14 protein-coding genes and 1 riboswitch are annotated in these 18,463 nt (G+C 70.2%); of the genes, 8 read left to right on the top strand and 6 right to left on the bottom strand.

The genetic code is table 11. The annotated features are described in order from the left end of the window. Positions 1-3: 3 nt before the first annotated feature. From JHE00_RS28275 to JHE00_RS28260, 4 genes are read right to left on the bottom strand one after another with little or no spacing between them, the layout of a single operon-like run. A complete protein-coding gene (locus JHE00_RS28275) occupies positions 4-1,611 on the bottom strand; it encodes an acyl-CoA carboxylase subunit beta (RefSeq protein WP_200323884.1) in 1,608 nt (535 codons plus the stop codon). Beyond that, positions 1,608-2,756, bottom strand: a complete 1,149-nt coding sequence (locus JHE00_RS28270; RefSeq protein ID WP_200323882.1) for an acyl-CoA dehydrogenase family protein — start codon at positions 2,754-2,756, stop codon at positions 1,608-1,610. The genes JHE00_RS28275 and JHE00_RS28270 overlap by 4 nt, the downstream gene beginning before the upstream one ends. After that, on the bottom strand, positions 2,753-4,438 hold the full coding sequence (locus JHE00_RS28265) for an acyclic terpene utilization AtuA family protein (RefSeq protein ID WP_200323875.1): 1,686 nt from the start codon (positions 4,436-4,438) through the stop codon (positions 2,753-2,755). Before JHE00_RS28265 ends, JHE00_RS28270 begins: the two co-directional genes overlap by 4 nt. Further along, positions 4,435-5,226: a TIGR03084 family metal-binding protein gene (locus tag JHE00_RS28260; protein ID WP_200323873.1), complete on the bottom strand. Its 792-nt coding sequence runs from the start codon at positions 5,224-5,226 to the stop codon at positions 4,435-4,437. Before JHE00_RS28260 ends, JHE00_RS28265 begins: the two co-directional genes overlap by 4 nt. A gap of 145 nt (positions 5,227-5,371) precedes the next feature. On the opposite strand from JHE00_RS28260, the gene JHE00_RS28255 reads away from it, so the two are divergent. Next, positions 5,372-6,223, top strand: coding sequence for an enoyl-CoA hydratase-related protein (locus JHE00_RS28255; protein ID WP_200323871.1), 852 nt, complete (start codon positions 5,372-5,374; stop codon positions 6,221-6,223). 1 nt (position 6,224) lies between these two features. Continuing rightward, positions 6,225-6,836, top strand: a complete 612-nt coding sequence (locus tag JHE00_RS28250; protein WP_200323862.1) for an acetoacetate decarboxylase family protein — start codon at positions 6,225-6,227, stop codon at positions 6,834-6,836. On the opposite strand, the gene JHE00_RS28245 is transcribed toward JHE00_RS28250, so the two are convergent. Continuing rightward, a complete protein-coding gene (locus JHE00_RS28245; RefSeq protein WP_200323860.1) occupies positions 6,793-7,836 on the bottom strand; it encodes an AraC family transcriptional regulator in 1,044 nt (347 codons plus the stop codon). The genes JHE00_RS28250 and JHE00_RS28245 overlap by 44 nt on opposite strands. A gap of 73 nt (positions 7,837-7,909) precedes the next feature. Between JHE00_RS28245 and JHE00_RS28240 the strand changes: the two genes are divergently transcribed. From JHE00_RS28240 to JHE00_RS28215, 6 genes are all read left to right on the top strand, one after another. Continuing rightward, complete coding sequence (locus JHE00_RS28240; protein WP_200323858.1) at positions 7,910-9,373, top strand: flavin-containing monooxygenase; 1,464 nt, start codon at positions 7,910-7,912, stop codon at positions 9,371-9,373. Between the two features lie 62 nt (positions 9,374-9,435). Next, positions 9,436-9,682, top strand: a riboswitch (cobalamin riboswitch). Positions 9,683-9,811: 129 nt separating this feature from the next. Continuing rightward, a complete protein-coding gene (locus JHE00_RS28235) occupies positions 9,812-12,673 on the top strand; it encodes a ribonucleoside-diphosphate reductase subunit alpha (RefSeq protein ID WP_307832153.1) in 2,862 nt (953 codons plus the stop codon). A gap of 13 nt (positions 12,674-12,686) precedes the next feature. Next, complete coding sequence (locus JHE00_RS28230; RefSeq protein ID WP_200323856.1) at positions 12,687-13,736, top strand: ribonucleotide-diphosphate reductase subunit beta; 1,050 nt, start codon at positions 12,687-12,689, stop codon at positions 13,734-13,736. A gap of 122 nt (positions 13,737-13,858) precedes the next feature. Then, the gene (locus JHE00_RS28225; RefSeq protein WP_200323854.1) at positions 13,859-15,310 is read left to right on the top strand and encodes a cytochrome P450; all 1,452 of its coding nucleotides are present in this window, start codon (positions 13,859-13,861) and stop codon (positions 15,308-15,310) included. A gap of 170 nt (positions 15,311-15,480) precedes the next feature. Then, complete coding sequence (locus JHE00_RS28220) at positions 15,481-17,349, top strand: EAL domain-containing protein (RefSeq protein WP_200323853.1); 1,869 nt, start codon at positions 15,481-15,483, stop codon at positions 17,347-17,349. Between the two features lie 2 nt (positions 17,350-17,351). Next, the gene (locus JHE00_RS28215; RefSeq protein ID WP_200323851.1) at positions 17,352-17,801 is read left to right on the top strand and encodes a peroxiredoxin; all 450 of its coding nucleotides are present in this window, start codon (positions 17,352-17,354) and stop codon (positions 17,799-17,801) included. 222 nt (positions 17,802-18,023) lie between these two features. Here the strand turns inward: JHE00_RS28215 and JHE00_RS28210 are convergent, their stop codons facing one another. Beyond that, positions 18,024-18,242 (bottom strand): hypothetical protein, encoded by a 219-nt coding sequence (locus tag JHE00_RS28210; protein ID WP_200323849.1) that lies wholly within the window; start codon positions 18,240-18,242, stop codon positions 18,024-18,026. Positions 18,243-18,463 lie beyond the last annotated feature (221 nt).

The raw sequence follows: 18,463 nt of genomic DNA, 5'->3' as shown, positions 1-18,463 counted from the left end.
AGCTCACATCCGGAAGACGCCGAAGCCGGTGCCGTCGAACCGGGCACCCTCGACGGAGTTGGTGTGGATGGCCGACAGGCACAGCCCCAGCACGGTGCGGGTGTCCCTCGGGTCGATCACGCCGTCGTCGTAGAGACGGCCGGACAGAAACGTCGGCAGCGACTCGGCCTCCACCTGAGCCTCCACCGCGGCCCGCATGGCGGCGTCGCCGTCCTCGTCGTAGGCCTGCCCGCGCGCCTCGCTGGCCGCTCTGGCCACGATGGACAGCACCCCGGCCAGCTGCTGCGGGCCCATCACGGCGGACTTCGCGCTGGGCCACGCGAACAGGAACCGCGGGTCGTAGGCCCGGCCGCACATGCCGTAGTGGCCCGCGCCGTAGGAGGCGCCGATCAGCAGCGAGACGTGCGGCACCTTGCTGTTGGACACGGCGTTGATCATCATCGCGCCGTGCTTGATGATGCCGCCCTGCTCGTAGTCCTTGCCCACCATGTAGCCGGTGGTGTTGTGCAGGAACAGCAGCGGCGTGTTCGTCTGGTTGGCCAGCTGGATGAACTGGGCAGCCTTCTGCGACTCCTCGCTGAACAGGATGCCGCGCGCGTTGGCGAGCACCCCCACCGGATAGCCGTGCACGCGTGCCCAGCCGGTGACGAGACTGGTGCCGTACAAGGGTTTGAACTCGTCGAACTCGGAACCGTCGACCACCCGCGCGAGCACGTCCCTCGGGTCGAAGGGCACCTTGAGCCCGTCGGGCACGACGCCGAGCAGCTCCTCCTCGTCGTAGCGGGGCGGGCTCACCGGAGCCGGGGCCGGGCCGCGCTTTGCCCAGTTGAGCCTGGCGACGATGCGACGCCCGATCCGCAGGGCGTCGGGCTCGTCGCGAGCGAGGTAGTCGGCCAGACCCGACGAGCGGGCGTGCATCGCCGCGCCCCCGAGCGACTCGTCGTCGGACTCCTCGCCGGTGGCCATCTTCACCAGCGGTGGCCCGCCGAGGAAGACCTTGGAGCGCTCCTCGATCATCACGACGTGGTCGGACATGCCCGGCACGTACGCGCCGCCCGCGGTCGAGTTGCCGAACACGAGCGCGATCGTGGGGATCCCGGCCGCCGACAGCCGCGTGAGGTCACGGAACAGCCTGCCACCGGGGATGAAGATCTCCTTCTGCGTCGGCAGATCCGCGCCGCCCGACTCCACCAGGTTGAGCACCGGCAGCCGGTTCTCCAGCGCGATGTCGGAGGCGCGGAAGATCTTGCGCACCGTCCACGGGTTGCTCGATCCGCCGCGCACCGTGGGGTCGTTGGCGATGATCATGCACTCGACGCCCTCGACCACGCCGATGCCGGTGACCACGCTGGCGCCGACCGTGAAATCGCTGCCCCAGCCCGCCAGCGGCGAGAGCTCGAGAAACGGCGAGTCCTCGTCGACCAGCAGCTCGATCCGCTCGCGCGCGAGGAGCTTGCCCCGCTGGTGATGGCGGGTCGTGTACTTCTCGCCGCCGCCCTCGACGGCCTTGGCGTGCTCGGTCTCCAGTTCGGCGAGCTTGGCGAGCATCGCGTCGCGGTAGCCCGCGAACTCGGCGCTCGCGGTGTCCAGTGTGGAACGCAGTGCCGTCACGCCGTGTACCCCAATCGTTTCGCCGCGAGCCCGGCCAGGATCTCGGTGGTGCCGCCGCCGATGCCGAGGATTCGCATGTCGCGGTAGTGCCGTTCCACCTCGGACTCACTCATGTACCCGAGCCCGCCGTGCAGCTGCACCGCCTCGTTGACCACCCACTCGCCCGTCTCCACCGCCGTGTTCTTGGCGAAGCAGGCCTCGGCGATCACCTCCTCGCCGGCGACGTGACGCTGGGCGATCTGGCGGACGTAGGTGCGCGCGACGTCGATCCTGCGGGCCATGTCCACGAGCTTGTGCTGCACGAGCTGGCGCGAGATGAGCGGTCGCCCGAACGTCTCCCGCAGCCGGCACCACTCCAGCGTCAGATCCAGTGCGCGCTGCGCGGTCGCGTAGGCCTGCACCGCCAGTGACAGCCGCTCGGTGACGAACTGCGTGGCCACCTGGGCGAATCCGCTGTTCTCCGCGCCCACCACGTTCGCGACCGGCACTCTAGCGTCCACGTAGGACAGTTCAGCGGTGTCGGAGCAGTGCCAGCCCATCTTGTCGAGCTTGCGGGTCACCGTGAACCCCGGGGTGCCCTTCTCGACGACGAGCAGCGAGAGCCCGCGCGCGCCGGGTTCGCCCGTGCGGACCACAGTGGTGACGAAGTCGGCCCGGCAACCGGAGGTGATGAACGTCTTGGCGCCGTTGACGACGTAGTGGTCTCCCTCGCGGCGCGCGGTGGTGCGCACCCCGGCGACGTCGGAACCGCCGTCGGGCTCGGTCACCGCGAGCGCGCCGATCAGCTCGCCGCGCAGTGTCGGCCTGACCCACTTCTCGAGCTGGGTCCCGTCTGCCGCTGCGACCAGGTGGGGCACCGCGATGCCGCACGTGAACAACGAGGCGATCAGCCCGCCCGACCCGCCCGCGTAGTGGATCTCCTCGGCGACGGTGAGCGCGTCGAGGTAGTCACCGCCCCCGCCACCCGCACTCTCCGGGAACTCGATGCCGAGCAGTCCGAGCTCACCCGCCCTGCGGTGCAGGTCTCTCGGCAGTTCCCCGGCGCGCTCCCAGCCGGCGAGGTGGGGCAGCACCTCGGTCTCGGTGAACCGGCGGACGGTCTGGCGCAACGCGAGCCGTTCCGGGGTGGCGAAGACGTCGGTCACCACAGTTCCTCCGGGATGTCGACGTGCCGGCCGCGCAGCCACTCGCCCAGTGCCTTGGCCTGAGGGTCGAAGCGGGCCTGCGCCGCCACGCCCTCGCCGAGCAGCCCCTCGACCACGAAGTTCAGGGCCCGCAGGTTGCCGAACACGAAGCGGCGCACCTCCAGCCCCGAGGTCTCGGGCAGCAGGCGTTTCAGCTCGGTGACGGTGAGCGTGTGCGCCAGCCAGCGCCACGCTGCCTCCGAGCGCACCCACACGCCGACGTTGGCGTTGCCGCCCTTGTCGCCGCTGCGCGCACCCGCGACGAGGCCGAGCGGCGCCCTGCGCACAGGTCCATCCGGCAACGGTTCCGGCAGTTCCGGTTCGTCCACGGCGGACAGTGCCAGCGTGCGCCCGGCCTTGGCGATGTCCACCCTGGTGCCGTCCGGCAGCACGGCGACGTGCGGCACCCGCGCCGCGTCGACGTAGGCCTCGGTGTAGACGCCGTAGGGCGAGGCGTCCGAGGGCGGCGCGGTGACGTGGAAGCCGGGGTAGCTCGCCAGTGCGAGTTCGATGGCGGCGCCGCTGAACGCCCGCCCCGCGATCGTCGGGTCGGGATCCTTGACGGCACAGTGCAGCAGCGCACTCGCCGCCTCCTGCGTGTCGGCGTCGGTGTGGTCGGTGCGGCCCAGCGTCCAGCGGACCTCCCGCGGCGGCCGCTGCCCGAGCCCGGCCTCCAGCTGTTCCCGCACCAGCGCGGCCTTGGCCTCGATGTCGAGACCGGTGAGCACGAACGTGACCTCGTTGCGGAACCCGCCGAGCCGGTTGAGGCACACCTTGAGCGTCGGGGGTGGCGCTTCGCCGCGCACGCCGCTGATGCGCACGCGGTCCGGGCCGTCGTCGTCGAGCCGGAGGGTGTCGAAGCGCGCGGTGACGTCCGGCCCGGCATAACGGGGGCCCGCGATCTCGTAGAGCAGCTGCGCGGTGACCGTGCCCGTGCTGACCACGCCGCCCGTGCCGTCGTGCTTGGTGATCACGCTGGAGCCGTCGGCGTGGATCTCGGCGATCGGAAATCCCGGCACACCAAAGGAATGCTCGGTGAAGAACGCGTAGTTGCCGCCGGTGGCCTGCGCGCCGCACTCGATCACGTGCCCGGCCGCCACGGCCCCCGCGAGCGCGTCGTAGTCGTCGCGCGCCCAGCCGAAGTGCGCCGCGGCGGGGCCGACGATCACCGAGGCGTCGGTGACCCGGCCGGTCACCACCACGTCCGCGCCGGCCTTCAGGCAGTCGGCGATGCCCCACGCGCCGAGGTAGGCGTTGGCGGTGAGCGGTTCGCCGAGGTCCAGCTCGCCCGCGCGGGGCAGCAGGTCGTCGCCCTCGACGTGGGCGACGCGGACGTCGAGCCCGAGCCGGTCCGCCAGCTCGCGCAGCGCGTCGGCGAGCCCGGCGGGGTTGAGCCCGCCGGCGTTGGTGACGATCGTGACGCCCTTGTCCTTGGCGAGCCCGAGGTTGTCCTCGAGCTGGCGCAGGAACGTCTTCGCATAGCCTCGGCCCGGGTCCTTGAGCCGGTCACGGCCGAGGATCAACATCGTCAGCTCGGCCAGGTAGTCGCCGGTGAGCACGTCGAGCGGCCCCCCGGTGAGCATCTCGCGCATCGCGGAGAAGCGGTCGCCGTAGAAACCCGAGGCGTTGCCGATGCGAATCATGCGAACTGCCCCGGCTCACGTCCCGCGCCGGGCTGGCCCGCGAACGCCTGCGCGATGCCGAGCCACTCCCGCGCCGACTCGCCCTCGGCGTGCACGTCGGTGTCGGCGGGATGCCTGCGCTGGGTCACCACGAAGCAGAACCCGAGCGCGCTGCCCGTGACCCGCTCGGCGGCGTCGTCGGGCCCGAACGCCCACGTGTCACCGTCCGGCGCGGTCAGCTCGACACGGAACTCCTCGACGGGAGGGGCCAGCGAGTTGACGGCGAACGCGAAGTCCCGCGTGCGCACGCCGAAGCGCGCGATGTGCCAGAGCCGGCCGGTGGGGACGCGGTGGACGCCGAGTGCGTCGGCGACGTCCTGGCCGTGCGCCCAGGTCTCCATCAGCCGGGCGGTCGCCAGGGAGGCGACGCTCATCGGTGGCCCGTACCACGGCAGTTTCGCTCCCTTGGGCACCGAGGCCAGCGCCTGACGCAGTTCGGCACGGCCCTCCCGCCACCGGGCCAGCAGCTCGCCGGGAGGCGCGGTCGCCAGCTCGGCGGCGCACTGACCGGCGTAGTCGTCGCCCGCGGCGAGGGCTCGTTTGAGCTCCTCGCCGAACTCGTCGGGTTCCGTGGCCGAGAGCAGCGCCTTCTGGTCGGTCCAGAGCAGATGCGCGATCTGGTGCGCGATCGTCCAGCCCTCGGCCGGCGTCAGGCGCGCCCAGTCCTGCGCGGCGAGCCCGGCCACGAGCCCGTCGACCTCCTGACTCTCCGCGTCCAGGTCGCTCAGGATCGCCTCGAGATCCGCCACGCAGCACCTCCTCGAGCTGTCTGCGGCCAGAGTCGCACCGGCCGCGAGATAAATCAAGCACGCATGATTGTTTTGCTTGTTGACAGGTTGCCAGCAAGTGTGTGGTGCAATACGGTCGCCTCAACGACGACGCCAGGAGACCTTCGTGGGTGACGACAGCGAGTACACCGAGATCACGTACCGGGTCGCCGACCGGATCGCCACGGTCGCGCTGAACCGTCCGCACGCCCGCAACGGCTACACCGTGCGCATGGCCGACGAACTGGCCGCCGCACTCGACCGCGCCGACACCGACGAGGACGTGCGCGTCGTCGTGCTCACGGGCGAGGGCAAGGACTTCTGCGTCGGCGCCGACCTGTCCCAGGGCGGCTTCGACTTCGACGCCGAGAAGGGTCCGGGGCCCGAATGGCAGGAGCCCGCGGGCCGGTGCTCCAAGCGGATGTTCGCCATGAACAAGCCCGTGATCGCCGCCATCCAGGGCGCCGCGATCGGTGGCGGCATCACCATCACACTCGCGGCCGACTACCGGCTCGCCGCGACCGACGCGCGGTTCGGGTTCGTGTTCACCCGGCGCGGCATCTACCCCGAGGGCGCCTCCGCGTGGTTCCTGCCCCGGCTCGTCGGGCTCGGCAGAGCGCTCGACTGGATGGTGAGCGGCCGCGTCTTCGGCGCCGAGGAGGCCCACGCGGGCGGGCTCGTGCACAGCCTGCACGAGCCGGAGAAGCTACTGGCCGCGGCCTACGAGCTCGCCGCCGACCTCGTCGCCAGCACCGCCCCGGTGTCGGTCGCGGTCACCCGCCAGCTGCTGTACCGCATGTCCGGAATGGACTCACCCGTGCCGGTGCACGAACTGGACTCGAAGCTCATCGCCGGCATCACGAGCAACCCCGACTCCATCGAGGGCGTACTGTCGTTCCTGCAGAAGCGCCCGCCGGAGTTCCGCCTGCGCGCCGGGGCGGACCAGCCGGACTTCCTGCCCTGGCGTCAGGAGAGCTGACATGCCCGAGTACCCGCCGCAACCGTGGAACCTCGCGGGCAACGCGTACCTGTCGGTCTGGTCGGTGCCGCGCTCCGGCCTGCCCCGGGTGCCCGCCACCGTGCGGCCGCTGACGATCGGCGGCAACGCCGTGGTGTTCACCGCCTGGATCGACTACCAGCCGCCGGGCCAGCTCGCCTACCACGAGCTGCTGTCCACTGTGGCCGTCCGCAACGGACCGCGCGCGACGGGCAGCATCACCGAGATCTGGGTCGACAGCGAGATCTCGCTCGCGGGCGGGCGCGAGCTGTGGGCCATCCCGAAGGATCTGGCGACGCTGGAGTTCGCCTACGGCAGAGGTTTCACGGCGTCGGCGAGCGCGGGCGACGACTGGATCGCCACGGCGGCGTTCTCGCCCAGGCCCGGCCCGCCGGTGCGGCTACCCGCGAACTTCGCGATCGCGCAGTCGGCCGACGGCCGCCCGCTGGTCAGCGACGTCCGCTCGAAGGGAAAGCCGCACGCGGCGGCCGCGAGCTGGAACATCAACCCCGGTGGGCCACTGGGCTACCTGGCGGGGCGCCGTCCGCTGCTCAGCGCCCACCTCGGGGACTTCCGGATCCGGTTCGGCGCCTGAACTCCCTGGGGCTGACGCCTTTCCAGCGGGTGAAGGCGTGGATGAAGCTCGACGCCTCGCTGTAGCCGAGCCGGTAGGCGACCTGCTCCACCGACAGTGCCTGCGTGGCCAACAGCTCCTCCGCATAGGCCTCACGCACCTCGTCGAGCAGCGCCCGGTACGTCGCGCCCTCGGTGGCGAGCTTGCGGCGCAGGGTGCGCACCGTCATCGACAGCCCGGCGGCGACCTGCTCCATGTCGGAGCGCAGACCGTCCACGGCGAGCAGCTCGTCGCGCACCAGGCGCGCGACGCCGGTGCGCTCGCGACGACGCGCCAGCAGCTCGCGGCATTGCCGCTCGCACAGCGCCGCCGTGTGCTCGTTGGCCTGCGGCATCGGCTGGTTGAGCAGCGCCCGGTCGAAACTCACGCGCGTGCGCTCGTGCCCGAACTCGGGCTCGAGTCCGAGCACCTCGCGGTACGGCGTCACGTCGCGTGGTCCGGGCAACCGCAGCACCACTTCGCGAGCGCGCAGCGGCGCGCCGACCTGTTCCCGCACCAGGGTGAAGATCGCGGCGATGTCCCTGGCGAGCAGGAACGAGCGCACGTCGGAGGGCACGTCGTCGTCGCGGCAGTACAGGTGCGCCGCATCGGCTTCCACCCGTAGCTCCGGGACACAGAAGACATACGTCAGCTCGACGTAGCGCAGCGCCAGCTCCATGGCGTCGTGCACCGTGCGGCTGCTGGTCAGCGCGTAACCCCAGATGCCGTAGGACGTCGCGTGGTAGCGCTGACCCACGGCGAGCCCGAGCAGGGCGGCGTCGCCGGAGGGCGCACGCCGCAGCAGGTTGCGCACCACGGTCAGCTCCTGATGCGCCTCGACGTGCGCGAGCGGGTCCCTGAGCGTGGTCTCGTCGAGGCCCGAGCCGCGCAGCACGTCGCCCGGCGCGATGCCGAGCTCACCCGCGAACTCGGCCAGCAGCGCGGCACTCGCGACGCCGCGAGTGAAGTCCCAGCCGACCATGTGTCCGAAAATATCAATATCTTGTCCGCGCGTGCGCTGGGGCCGGTGGTACGCGCGACCTAATCTCGTGCTCATGACCACCACCCGCACGACCGCGCTCATCGTCGGCGCGGGTTTCGGCGGCATCGCCATGGCGATCGAGCTGCGCCGCGCCGGCATCCACGACTTCGTCGTACTGGAGAAGGCCGACGACCTCGGCGGCGTCTGGCGCGAGAACACCTACCCCGGTTCCGGCTGCGACGTCCCGTCGCCGCTGTACTCGTTCTCCTACGCGCGCAACCTGACCTGGCCCCGGCGCTACGCGGGCCAGCGCGACATCCACGCCTACGTCGCGCGCACCGCGCGCCGCTTCGGCGTCCTGTCGCACATCCGCTTCGGCCAGGAGGTCACCTCGGCCGAGTTCGACGAGAGCACGGCCGAATGGCTGGTGCGCACCACCGACGGCACGGAGTTCAGTGCCAGGGCCTTCATCCCCGCCACCGGACAGCTCTCGCGCCCCGCCTTTCCCTCGATCCCCGGCCTCGAGAGCTTCGGCGGCACGTCGTTCCACTCCGCCGAGTGGGACCACGACGCCGAACTGGAGGGCAAGCGCATCGCCGTGATCGGCACCGGCGCGAGCGCGATCCAGTTCGTGCCGGAGATCCAGCCCGGCGCGCGGCGGCTCACGGTGTTCCAGCGCTCGGCGCAGTACATCCTGCCCAAACGCGACCACGCCTACAAACCCTGGCACCAAAAGGCTTTTCGCGCACTGCCGATCCTGCAGACGCTCGACAGGCTCGGCTTCTGGCTCTACGCCGAGTTCGCCCAGCAGTGCCTGTCGAAGTGGCGGTTCTTCACCCCGCTGTTCCAGCGGCAGACGAGCAGGCACCTGCGCGAGAAGGTCACCGATCCCGGGCTGCGCTACAGGCTGACGCCGGACTACGCACTGGGCTGCAAACGCGTGCTCTTCAGCAACGACTACCTGCCCGCTGTCACCAAGTCCAATGTAGACCTAATGACGGACGAGATCACCGAGGTGACACCGAAAGGTGTGCGCACCGCCGACGGCACGCACCACGACGCCGACGTGCTCATCTACGGCACCGGCTTCGCCGCGCTCGACCTGCTGGCCCCCATGAAGATCCACGGCCTCGACGGCCGCGGTCTGGAACAGACGTGGAGCGAGGGCGCCCGCGCGCACCTCGGCATCACGGTTCCCGGGTTCCCCAATCTGTTCCTGATCTACGGCCCCAACACCAACCTCGGCGGAGGCTCGATCATCTACATGCTGGAGAGCCAGGCGCGCTACGTCCGCGACGCGGTGCGGATCCTCGCCGAGCACCCCCGCCGCTGGCTCGACGTGCGCCCGGCGGCGGAACGGGACTGGGACGTCGAGGTCCAGACGCGCTTGGCGCGCTCGGTGTGGACCCGCTGCGACAGCTGGTACCGCAACGAGCACGGCCGCGTGGTCGCCAACTGGCCCGGCCGCACGCACGAGTACCGCAGGCGCACACGCAGGGTGGACCTCGCCGACTTCCGCGTCGGCGCCGCCGGGTAGTGACCCATAACACACCGACACGCCCGTATATGGGCGACGTCGCCACGCCCACCCCAACATGTAGTGTTCCTCCCGCTGGTGGTTCGCCCGGTGTTCGCGCGGGGCGAGGCAAGAGGGAACCCGGTGTGAATCCGGGACTGCCCCGCAGCGGTGAGCGGGAACGACCGCCGTCACCGTGCCGTCGACGGACGGCGCGCTGCAGCACTGGGCCGACGGGCCTGGGAAGCGACGGCCAGTAGGTCCGGTCCGGTCGAGCGACGACCGGGCCCGCCCGCGAGTCCGAAGACCTGCCACCCGTACGCACACCGCCGGTGTGCGTCGTCCGGGGGCCTCGAGGGAGGGCCTGCACGGAGCCGGCGTCATCGCCGCGCCACTGTGCTCTCGTCGCGCTCGCGCGCCCCCGCGACATTCGGCTGTCGAGCTCGCGAGGAGAGAGCTGTGACTCACAGCGTGGCGGCAACGCCCGAGAGGACCGCGTCCACGGACGCGCTGACGGCGATGCGGGTGATCCGCAGGGACGGAAGCGTGTCGGTGTTCGACGCCGGCAAGATCTCCGTGGCGATGACCAAGGCGTTTCTCGCCGTCGAGGGGGGCGACGCCGCCGCGTCGTCGCGACTGCACCACGTGGTCACCGAACTGACCGGGCAGGTGTGCGCCTCGCTGGCGCGCCACGCCGGGGCGGAGACCGCACTGCACATCGAGCACATCCAGGACATCGTGGAGCTCACGCTCATGCGGGGCGAGCACCACAAGATCGCCCGCGCCTACGTGCTCTACCGCGAGGACCGCACCAGGGCCAGGGAGGCGAGGGAGACCGAGCGGCCCGCGCCCGAACCGGAGCCCGAGCTGTCCGTCAAGGCCGAGGACGGCACGCTGACACCGCTGGACTGGGCCCGCGTCACCGAGGTGGTCACCCAGGCCGTCGCGGGGCTGGCCGACACCGCCGCCGAGCCGGTGCTGGCCGAGACGCGCCGCAACATCTACGACGGCATCACCGCCGACGAGCTGGCACTGGCCCAGATCATGGCGGCCCGCACGCTGGTCGAGCAGGAGCCCGGTTACTCCTACGTCAGCGCGCGCCTGCTACTGGACAAGCTGCGCGGCGAGGCGCTCACCTACCTCGCCGGCACGCCGCGACTGGCCGACCAGGACGAGATGGCCGAGTCCTACGGTGCCTACTTCCGCGACTACGTGCGCCGCGCCGTGGAGCTGGAGCTGCTCGACCCCGAGCTGGAGCGCTTCGACCTCGACCGCGTCACCGCGGCGCTGCGTCCCGAGCGCGACCTCGACTTCGGCTTCCTCGGCCTGCAGACGCTGTACGACCGGTACTTCCTGCACCACGACGGCACGCGGTTCGAGCTGCCGCAGGCGTTCTTCCTGCGCGTCGCGATGGGCCTGGCCGTGCGTGAGGACGACCGGGAGGCTCGGGCCATCGAGTTCTACGAGCTGCTGTCGACCTTCCACTTCATGGCGTCCACGCCGACGCTGTTCAACTCGGGCACCACGCGCCCGCAGCTGTCGTCGTGCTTCCTGACCACCGTCGACGACGACCTGGACGCGATCTTCCAGGGCTACCAGAACAACGCGCTGCTGGCGAAGTACTCGGGCGGGCTGGGCAACGACTGGACCCCCGTGCGCGGCCTCGGCGCCCACATCAAGGGCACCAACGGCCAGTCGCAGGGCGTGGTGCCGTTCTTGAAGATCGCCAACGACACCGCGGTGGCCGTCAACCAGGGCGGCAAGCGCAAGGGCGCGGCGTGCGCGTACCTGGAGACGTGGCACGTCGACATCGAGGAGTTCCTCGACCTGCGCAAGAACACCGGCGACGAGCGCAGGCGCACCCACGACATGAACACGGCCAACTGGGTGCCCGACGAGTTCCTGCGCCGCGTCGAGGCCGACGCCTCGTGGACGCTGTTCTCCCCCGACGAGGTCGCCGACCTGCACGACCTCTACGGCACCGCCTTCGCCGAGCGCTACCGCGAGTACGAGGCCGCGGCCGACCGCGGCGAGATCAAGGTCTTCCGCCGGGTGCGGGCCGTGGAGCTGTGGCGGCGGATGCTCACCATGCTCTTCGAGACCGGGCACCCGTGGATCACGTTCAAGGACCCGTGCAACCTGCGCTCGCCGCAGCAGCACAACGGGGTGGTGCACTCGTCCAACCTGTGCACCGAGATCACGCTCAACACCAGCAGCGACGAGGTGGCCGTGTGCAACCTCGGCTCTGTGAACCTCGCCCGCCACGTCACGCGCGACGGACTGGACGTCGAGCGGCTCGAGCGCACCGTCACCACCGCCGTGCGGATGCTCGACAACGTGATCGACATCAACTTCTACACCATCGAGCCCGCCCGCAGGTCCAACCTGCGGCACCGCCCGGTGGGCCTGGGCCTGATGGGCCACCAGGAGGCGCTGTTCGAGCAGGGCATCGCGCTCGCCACACCGGAGGCCGTGGAGTTCGCCGACCGCAGTATGGAGCACCTGAGCTACTACGCCATCGCGGCGTCGTCGCGGCTGGCCGCCGAGCGCGGCACCTACGAGACGTTCGACGGTTCCCTGTGGAGCAGGGGAATCCTGCCGCTGGACTCGCTGCGGCTGCTGGCACAGCACCGCGAGGGCGACGCGCTCGATGTCGACTTCTCGTCCACTCTGGACTGGGACTCGCTGCGCGAGCGCGTAGTCGCCGACGGCATGCGCAACTCGAACGTCATGGCCATCGCGCCCACGGCGACGATCTCCAACATCTGCGGTGTCGGCCAGTCGATCGAGCCGCTGTTCCGCAACCTGTTCGTGAAATCCAACATGTCCGGCGACTTCACCGTCGTCAACCCGCACCTCGTGCGCGACCTCAAGGCGCGCGGGCTGTGGGACGAGGTGATGGTGTCGGACCTGAAGTACTTCGACGGCAGCCTCGGCGCCATCGACCGCGTGCCGGACGAGCTGAAGGCGCTCTACGCCACGGCGTTCGAAGTGGACAGCCGCTGGCTCGTGGACGCCGCCTCGCGCAGGCAGAAGTGGATCGACCAGGCGCAGTCGCTGAACCTCTATCTCGCCTCGCCGAGCGGGCGCAAGCTCGACGAGCTGTACCGCTACGCGTGGCACAAGGGCCTCAAGACCACCTACTACCTGCGGGCGCAGTCGGCCACGCACGTGGAGAAGAGCACGCTGCGCGGCACCGACGGCAAGCTCAACGCCGTCGCGCCCTCGGCGCCGGTGCCCGCCACCGCCACGGCGGTGTCTCCGGAGGCCGAGCCCGCCGCGTGCCGGATCGAAGACCCCGACTGCGAAGCCTGCCAGTAAAGGACGAATCCCCGTGACGACATTCGAACCCATCATCCGCGGCGCCGAGCGGGTCAGCGTCGACGACAAGGCGATGATCAACGCCCGCGCCGACGTCAACCAGCTCCTGCCGCTGAAGTACGGCTGGGCGTGGGACAAGTACCTCGCCGGGTGCAACAACCACTGGATGCCCACCGAGGTCGCGATGCAGGCCGACATCGCGCTGTGGAAGTCGACCGACGGCCTCACCGAGGACGAGCGTCTGATGCTCAAGCGCAACCTCGGCTTCTTCGCCACGGCGGAGTCGTTGGTGGCCAACAACATCGTGCTCGCGGTGTACCGGCACATCACCAACCCCGAGTGCCGCCAGTACCTGTTGCGTCAGGCCTTCGAGGAGGCCGTGCACACGCACACGTTCCAGTACATCTGCGAGAGCCTCGGGCTCAACGAGGGCGAGCTGTTCAACGCCTACCGCGAGGTGCCCTCGATCGCCGACAAGGACGCGTGGGCGCTGCGCTACACCCAGAACCTGGAGAACCCGGACTTCGCCACCGGCACCACCGAGGCCGACCAGAACCTGTTGCGGGACCTGGTCGCGTTCTACGTGGTGTTCGAGGGCATGTGGTTCTACACCGGGTTCGCGCAGGTGCTCTCGCTCGGCAGGCGCAACAAGATGGTGGGCATCGCCGAGCAGTACCAGTACATCCTGCGCGACGAGTCGATCCACCTGAACTTCGGCATCGACTGCATCAACCAGATCAAGATCGAGAACCCGCACCTGTGGACGCCGGAGTTCCAGCAGGAGATCCGCGAGATGCTGACCGAGGCCTGTGAGTTGGAGGTCGCCTACGCGCGCGACACGATGCCGCGCGGCATGCTCGGGCTCTCGGCGGCGCAGTGCGAGCAGTACATGCACTTCATCACCGACCGCAGGGCCCGCCAGCTGGGGCTCGCCCCGATCTTCGGCGAGGACGAGAATCCGTTCCCGTGGATGTCGGAGGCCATGGACCTCAAGAAGGAGAAGAACTTCTTCGAGACGCGGGTCCTGGAGTACCAGAGCGGAGCGGCGCTCGACTGGGACTGAGCCGGCTCTCCGGGGGCGCCCGTCGCGGCGTCCCCGGGGGCGGCACCCGTCCGGCGGAACACTCTTGTCACGCTGCCAATAGTGCGGCACCGTGGAGTGGGCCCAACGAGGAGATGGTCGCCATGGTGACAGCCGTCGACAGGATGACCGAGACACTCCGCGAGCGGATCCCGCCGCTCACGGCCGTACCGCTGCCCCGCGCGGTCGACGAGCGCGTGCTCCGCAGGGCGTGGCCGTCGAGCGACCTCGCCGCACCACCCGAGGGCAGCGGGCTCAAGCCCATCCCGGGCGACGCGGGCCCTCCACTGCTCGGGCACACGGTGCGCCAGATGCGCTACGGCGTCACCTACGGGCTGCGGCGCCACGCGCGGTACGGGCCGGTGTGGTGGTCGGGCGCGTTCGGCAAACGCATCGTGACGCTCACCGGGCCCGACGCCACGCAGATCGCGCTCGTCAACAAGGACAAGGCGTTCAGCCAGGAGGGCTGGAAGTTCTTCATCGAGCGCTTCTTCAACCGCGGCCTGATGCTGCTCGACTTCGGTGAGCACCACACCCACCGCCGGATCATGCAGGAGGCGTTCACCCGCGACCGCCTCGTGGGCTACGTCGACAGCATGGGACCGACGCTGCGCGAGGGCGTCGCCTCGTGGGACAGCACACCGAACCCGCGCCTGTACTGGGCGCTCAAGCAACTCACCCTCGACGTGGCCACGCGGGTGTTCATGGACATGCCCAGCGGCGACGACGCGCTGAAGATCAACCGCGCCTTCGTCGCGTGCGTGCGCGCCGCGACGTCGGTGGTGCGCTACCCCTTGCCGGGCGGGCGCTGGCGCGCCGGGCTCAAGGGCAGGCGGCTGCTGGAGCGCTACTTCGCGAGCAACCTGCCCGCCAAGCGCGCCGGCGAGGGCCGCGACCTGTTCTCCGCGCTGTGCCACGCCACCACCGACGACGGCGAACGCTTCACCGACGACGACGTGATCAACCACATGATCTTCCTCATGATGGCCGCGCACGACACGTCCACGATCACGTCGACCGCCGCGGCCTACTACCTCGCCAAGCACCCCGAGTGGCAGGAGCGAGCCCGCGAGGAGTCGCTCGCGCTCGGCGACGACCTGCCCGGCACGGAAGCGCTCGACGGGCTGACGGCTCTGGATCTGGTGATCAAGGAGTCCCTGCGGCTCGTAGCGCCGGTGCCGAGCATGTCGCGCAAGACGATCAAGGACACCGACGTGCTCGGCTACCACCTGCCTGCGGGCACGCTCGTGGGCGTCTCGCCGTCGGTGAACCACTTCGACCCCGCGTACTGGACCGACCCTCACACGTTCGACCCCGAGCGGTTCAGCGCCGAGCGCAGGGAGGACAAGTCGCACCGGTTCGCGTGGATGCCCTTCGGCGGCGGCGCGCACAAGTGCATCGGACTGCACTTCGGCACGTACGAGGTCAAGGCGCTGCTGCACGAGATGCTGCGGCGTTACCGCTGGAGCGTGCCCTCGGGCTACCGGGTGCGCTGGGACTACGTGTCGCTACCGGTTCCGGTCGACGGGCTGCCGATCCGGCTCCAGCGAATATAATCACCGAGCGTGAACTCCGAGCAGGCGAGAACCACTCGGACAGCCGGTAGACATGGTGCGGCCTGCATGATGCGGTTGCAAGGCTCTCGGTCGACTCGGGGCCGACGTGTGCCGCCTGGCGGATCGCACGTGCTCCGAGCAGGCCATCAACGCTTCTGGAGAGGTGCAGGTTGCCGGAGCCTGGTGACACACCAGGGTTGGCGGACATCGCTCGCCGTTGGGCGGCACAGCTCGCCGACACGGACGGGGTCGCGCTTTCCAGCGGCGACCTCGAACGCATGCTGTTGTCCGTCGCCGAAGAGGCCTACGCGCAGGCGGCCACCGCCAAGGACGCGGCCATCGAGCGGTTCGCCGACCTCTACTCCTGTTCGCCTGTCGGGCTGCTGCTCGCCGACGAGCAGGGCAACGTCCTCGACGTCAACCCCGCGCTGATCGAGCTGCTCGGTTACCAGCCCGACGATCTCATCGGCAGGCCGCTCACCGGCCTCGGCGCCACCGATTCCGACAACGAGGCACTGCTGTCCGGCTTCGAGGACCTGCGCACCATGGCCCGCTCCCGCCAGCGAGAGCCGCTCGAGCTCGAACACGCCGTCGACGGTCCACTCAGGACATACGTGACGATCGCGGGCCTGCCTGGCGACACGCCGGGCACGATCTTCCCGGTGCTGATGGTCGAGGACGTCAGCGAGCTGAGCCTGCTGCGCGAGACGCTGCGCAAGCAGAACGTGCAGGACCCCCTCACCGGCCTGCCCAACCAGCGCAGCTTCGGCAACAAACTCGAGGCCACGCTCGCCGCGCCCGCCGACGACCGGCTCGCGCTCGTGTACTTCGACATCGACGGCTTCAAGGTCGTCAACGACGGGCTCGGGCCCGGCGCTGGCGACGAAGTGCTGCGGCACGTCGCGCGCAAGCTCGCGGACACCTTCACCGACCACGACGCGTTCGTCGCCCGCCTCTCCGGCGACGGGTTCGCCGTGCTGATGCGCGGCCGGTTCACCAGGGCGGAGGTCGTGACGCTCGTCGAGGAGGCCATGACCGAGCTCGCCGAACCGGTCTACGTCGCCGACCGCGGCATCGGCGTGAGCGTGAGCGTCGGCATCGTCGTGCGCGACGCGACCGGTGGCACCCAGGAGAACCTGCACCGGGCCGCGGAAATCACCCTGCACCGCGCCAAGGAGAACGGCAGGGCGCAGTGGATGATGTTCGAGGAGGAGCTCGACAACCGTGACCGGCGGCGCTACGGCATCGGCGCGGTCATCGGCGGGGCGCTGGAGAACGGCCAGTTCCAGCTGGAGTACCAGCCCACCGTGAAGCTCGACGGCTCGGCCGAGGTCGCCGTGGTCAACGCCGTGCTGCGCTGGAACCACCCCGAGCACGGGCTGCTGAACCCCGAGGAGTTCTTCCCGCTCGCCGACACCACGGGCATGGCACTGAGCCTGGGCCGCTGGCTACTCACCACGTCGATGGCCGACGCGGCCGAGTGGCACGACGAGTACCCGAGCGCGCCCGATCTCTGCGTCCGGCTGCCGCTTCGGCTCGCGATCGACCCGAACCTGGTCGGCATCATCCGCGACCAGCTGGAGCACACCGGCCTGCCTCCGCAGAAGCTGCGGATCTGCACCGACGCGGCCGCGCTGACCGACCCGCGGGGCGAGGTGCTGGAGACGCTGGCGGTGCTCGCCGACCTCGACGTCAAGATCACGCTCGCGGTCTCGGCCGGGTCCGACCTGGAACTGATCCGGCTGCACAAGCTGCCGGTCGGCTTCCTGATCCTCGCGGGCCCGCTCATCGACGCGCTCGCCGCCGACGGGCCCGAGGCCGACAACGCCCGCAAGCACCTCATCGCCTTGCTGGAACGGGCCAGGGCACTGGGCGTCAAGCGGATCGGCGCCGAGGGCGTGCACACGCTCGAACACGCGCACCGGCTGCGCGACCTCGGCATCATCGCGGGCAGGGGCAGGCTCTACGGCCGCGCCGCCCCCGCGCCCGAGATCCGCACGCTGATCGAGTCGAACGCCCCCGAGCACGTACGATCGTGACCATGAAACAGGGAGATCAGGCACCGGACTTCACACTGCCCGACGAGAACGGCGAGCAGCGCACCCTCTCGGAGTTCCTGGAGACCGGCCCGGTGGTGCTGTTCTTCTACCCCGCCGCGATGACGAGCGGCTGCACGGCCGAGAGCTGCCACTTCCGCGACCTCGCCGCGGAGTTCAAGGAGGTGGGCGCCCACCGCGTCGGCATCAGCCCCGACGCGGTCGACAAGCAGCTCGCCTTCAGCGCCCAGCACGACTTCGACTACCCGCTGCTGTCCGATCCCGACGGTGCCGTGGCCACGCAATTCGGGGTGCGCCGCAAGTTCGGCCCGCTGCTCACGCGGCGGCACACGTTCGTCATCGGCACCGACCGCACGGTGCTCGCCGTGATCAAGAGCGAGCTGCGCTTCGCCGTGCACGCCGACAAGGCGCTCGAGGCACTGCGCGCGAGCTAGGCGGGTTCATTCTGGGTGGTCCGTCGCGGAGCATTCCGTGCTCCTCGGCGGCCTCACAAGCGGTCCTTCAAGCCCGCGAGCACGCGTGCCAACAGCTCGGGCGTCGGCGTCGCCCACTGCTGGCGCAGCGGCGTGTCCGCTGCCGGCCACAAGGGCTGGGTCGGGATGTCGTCGACGAGATCGCCTCTGATGAACCCGGCGAGCCCGTCGCGACGATGGGCGTCAGCGCAAGCCACTGGGCAGCCACAGCGAACTCGGCGCTCGCCGGGTGGTCGTCGGCGCTCCGGGCGCGCCATGCGGCGGCAGTTCCAACAACGCAGCGATGACGTCGGCGACCGTGCCGTGTTCCTGCCACACGGGATCACCAGAGGGGTACGCCCCGGCCCGGAACCGCGCCGCGACGGCCTCGGTCATGTCCTGGAACGCGTAGGTCTCAACCACGTCGCCGTGCTTGCGTTCGGCATGGATCGCTGTGACCGCGTCGCCATCACCGTCACACAGATGGAGAAACCGAAACCCGGCCTCGACGCTGCGTTTGATGGCCGCGATGTGCGGCTTCTCCTCTCGTGTCACCGTCGGCCTTCGACGTGGTGAGCGTCGGCGCTGCCGGAGTTCGGGGCCAACGACGGGACCACCGCCGTCGAGGCCCTGGCCGCCTTGGT

The organism is Prauserella cavernicola, assembly GCF_016595675.1.
In the GTDB taxonomy this organism is placed as follows: domain Bacteria; phylum Actinomycetota; class Actinomycetes; order Mycobacteriales; family Pseudonocardiaceae; genus Prauserella_A; species Prauserella_A cavernicola.
The sequence above is the reverse complement of the archived record's forward strand: the minus strand, read 5'-3'. Positions and strand labels throughout refer to the sequence as shown.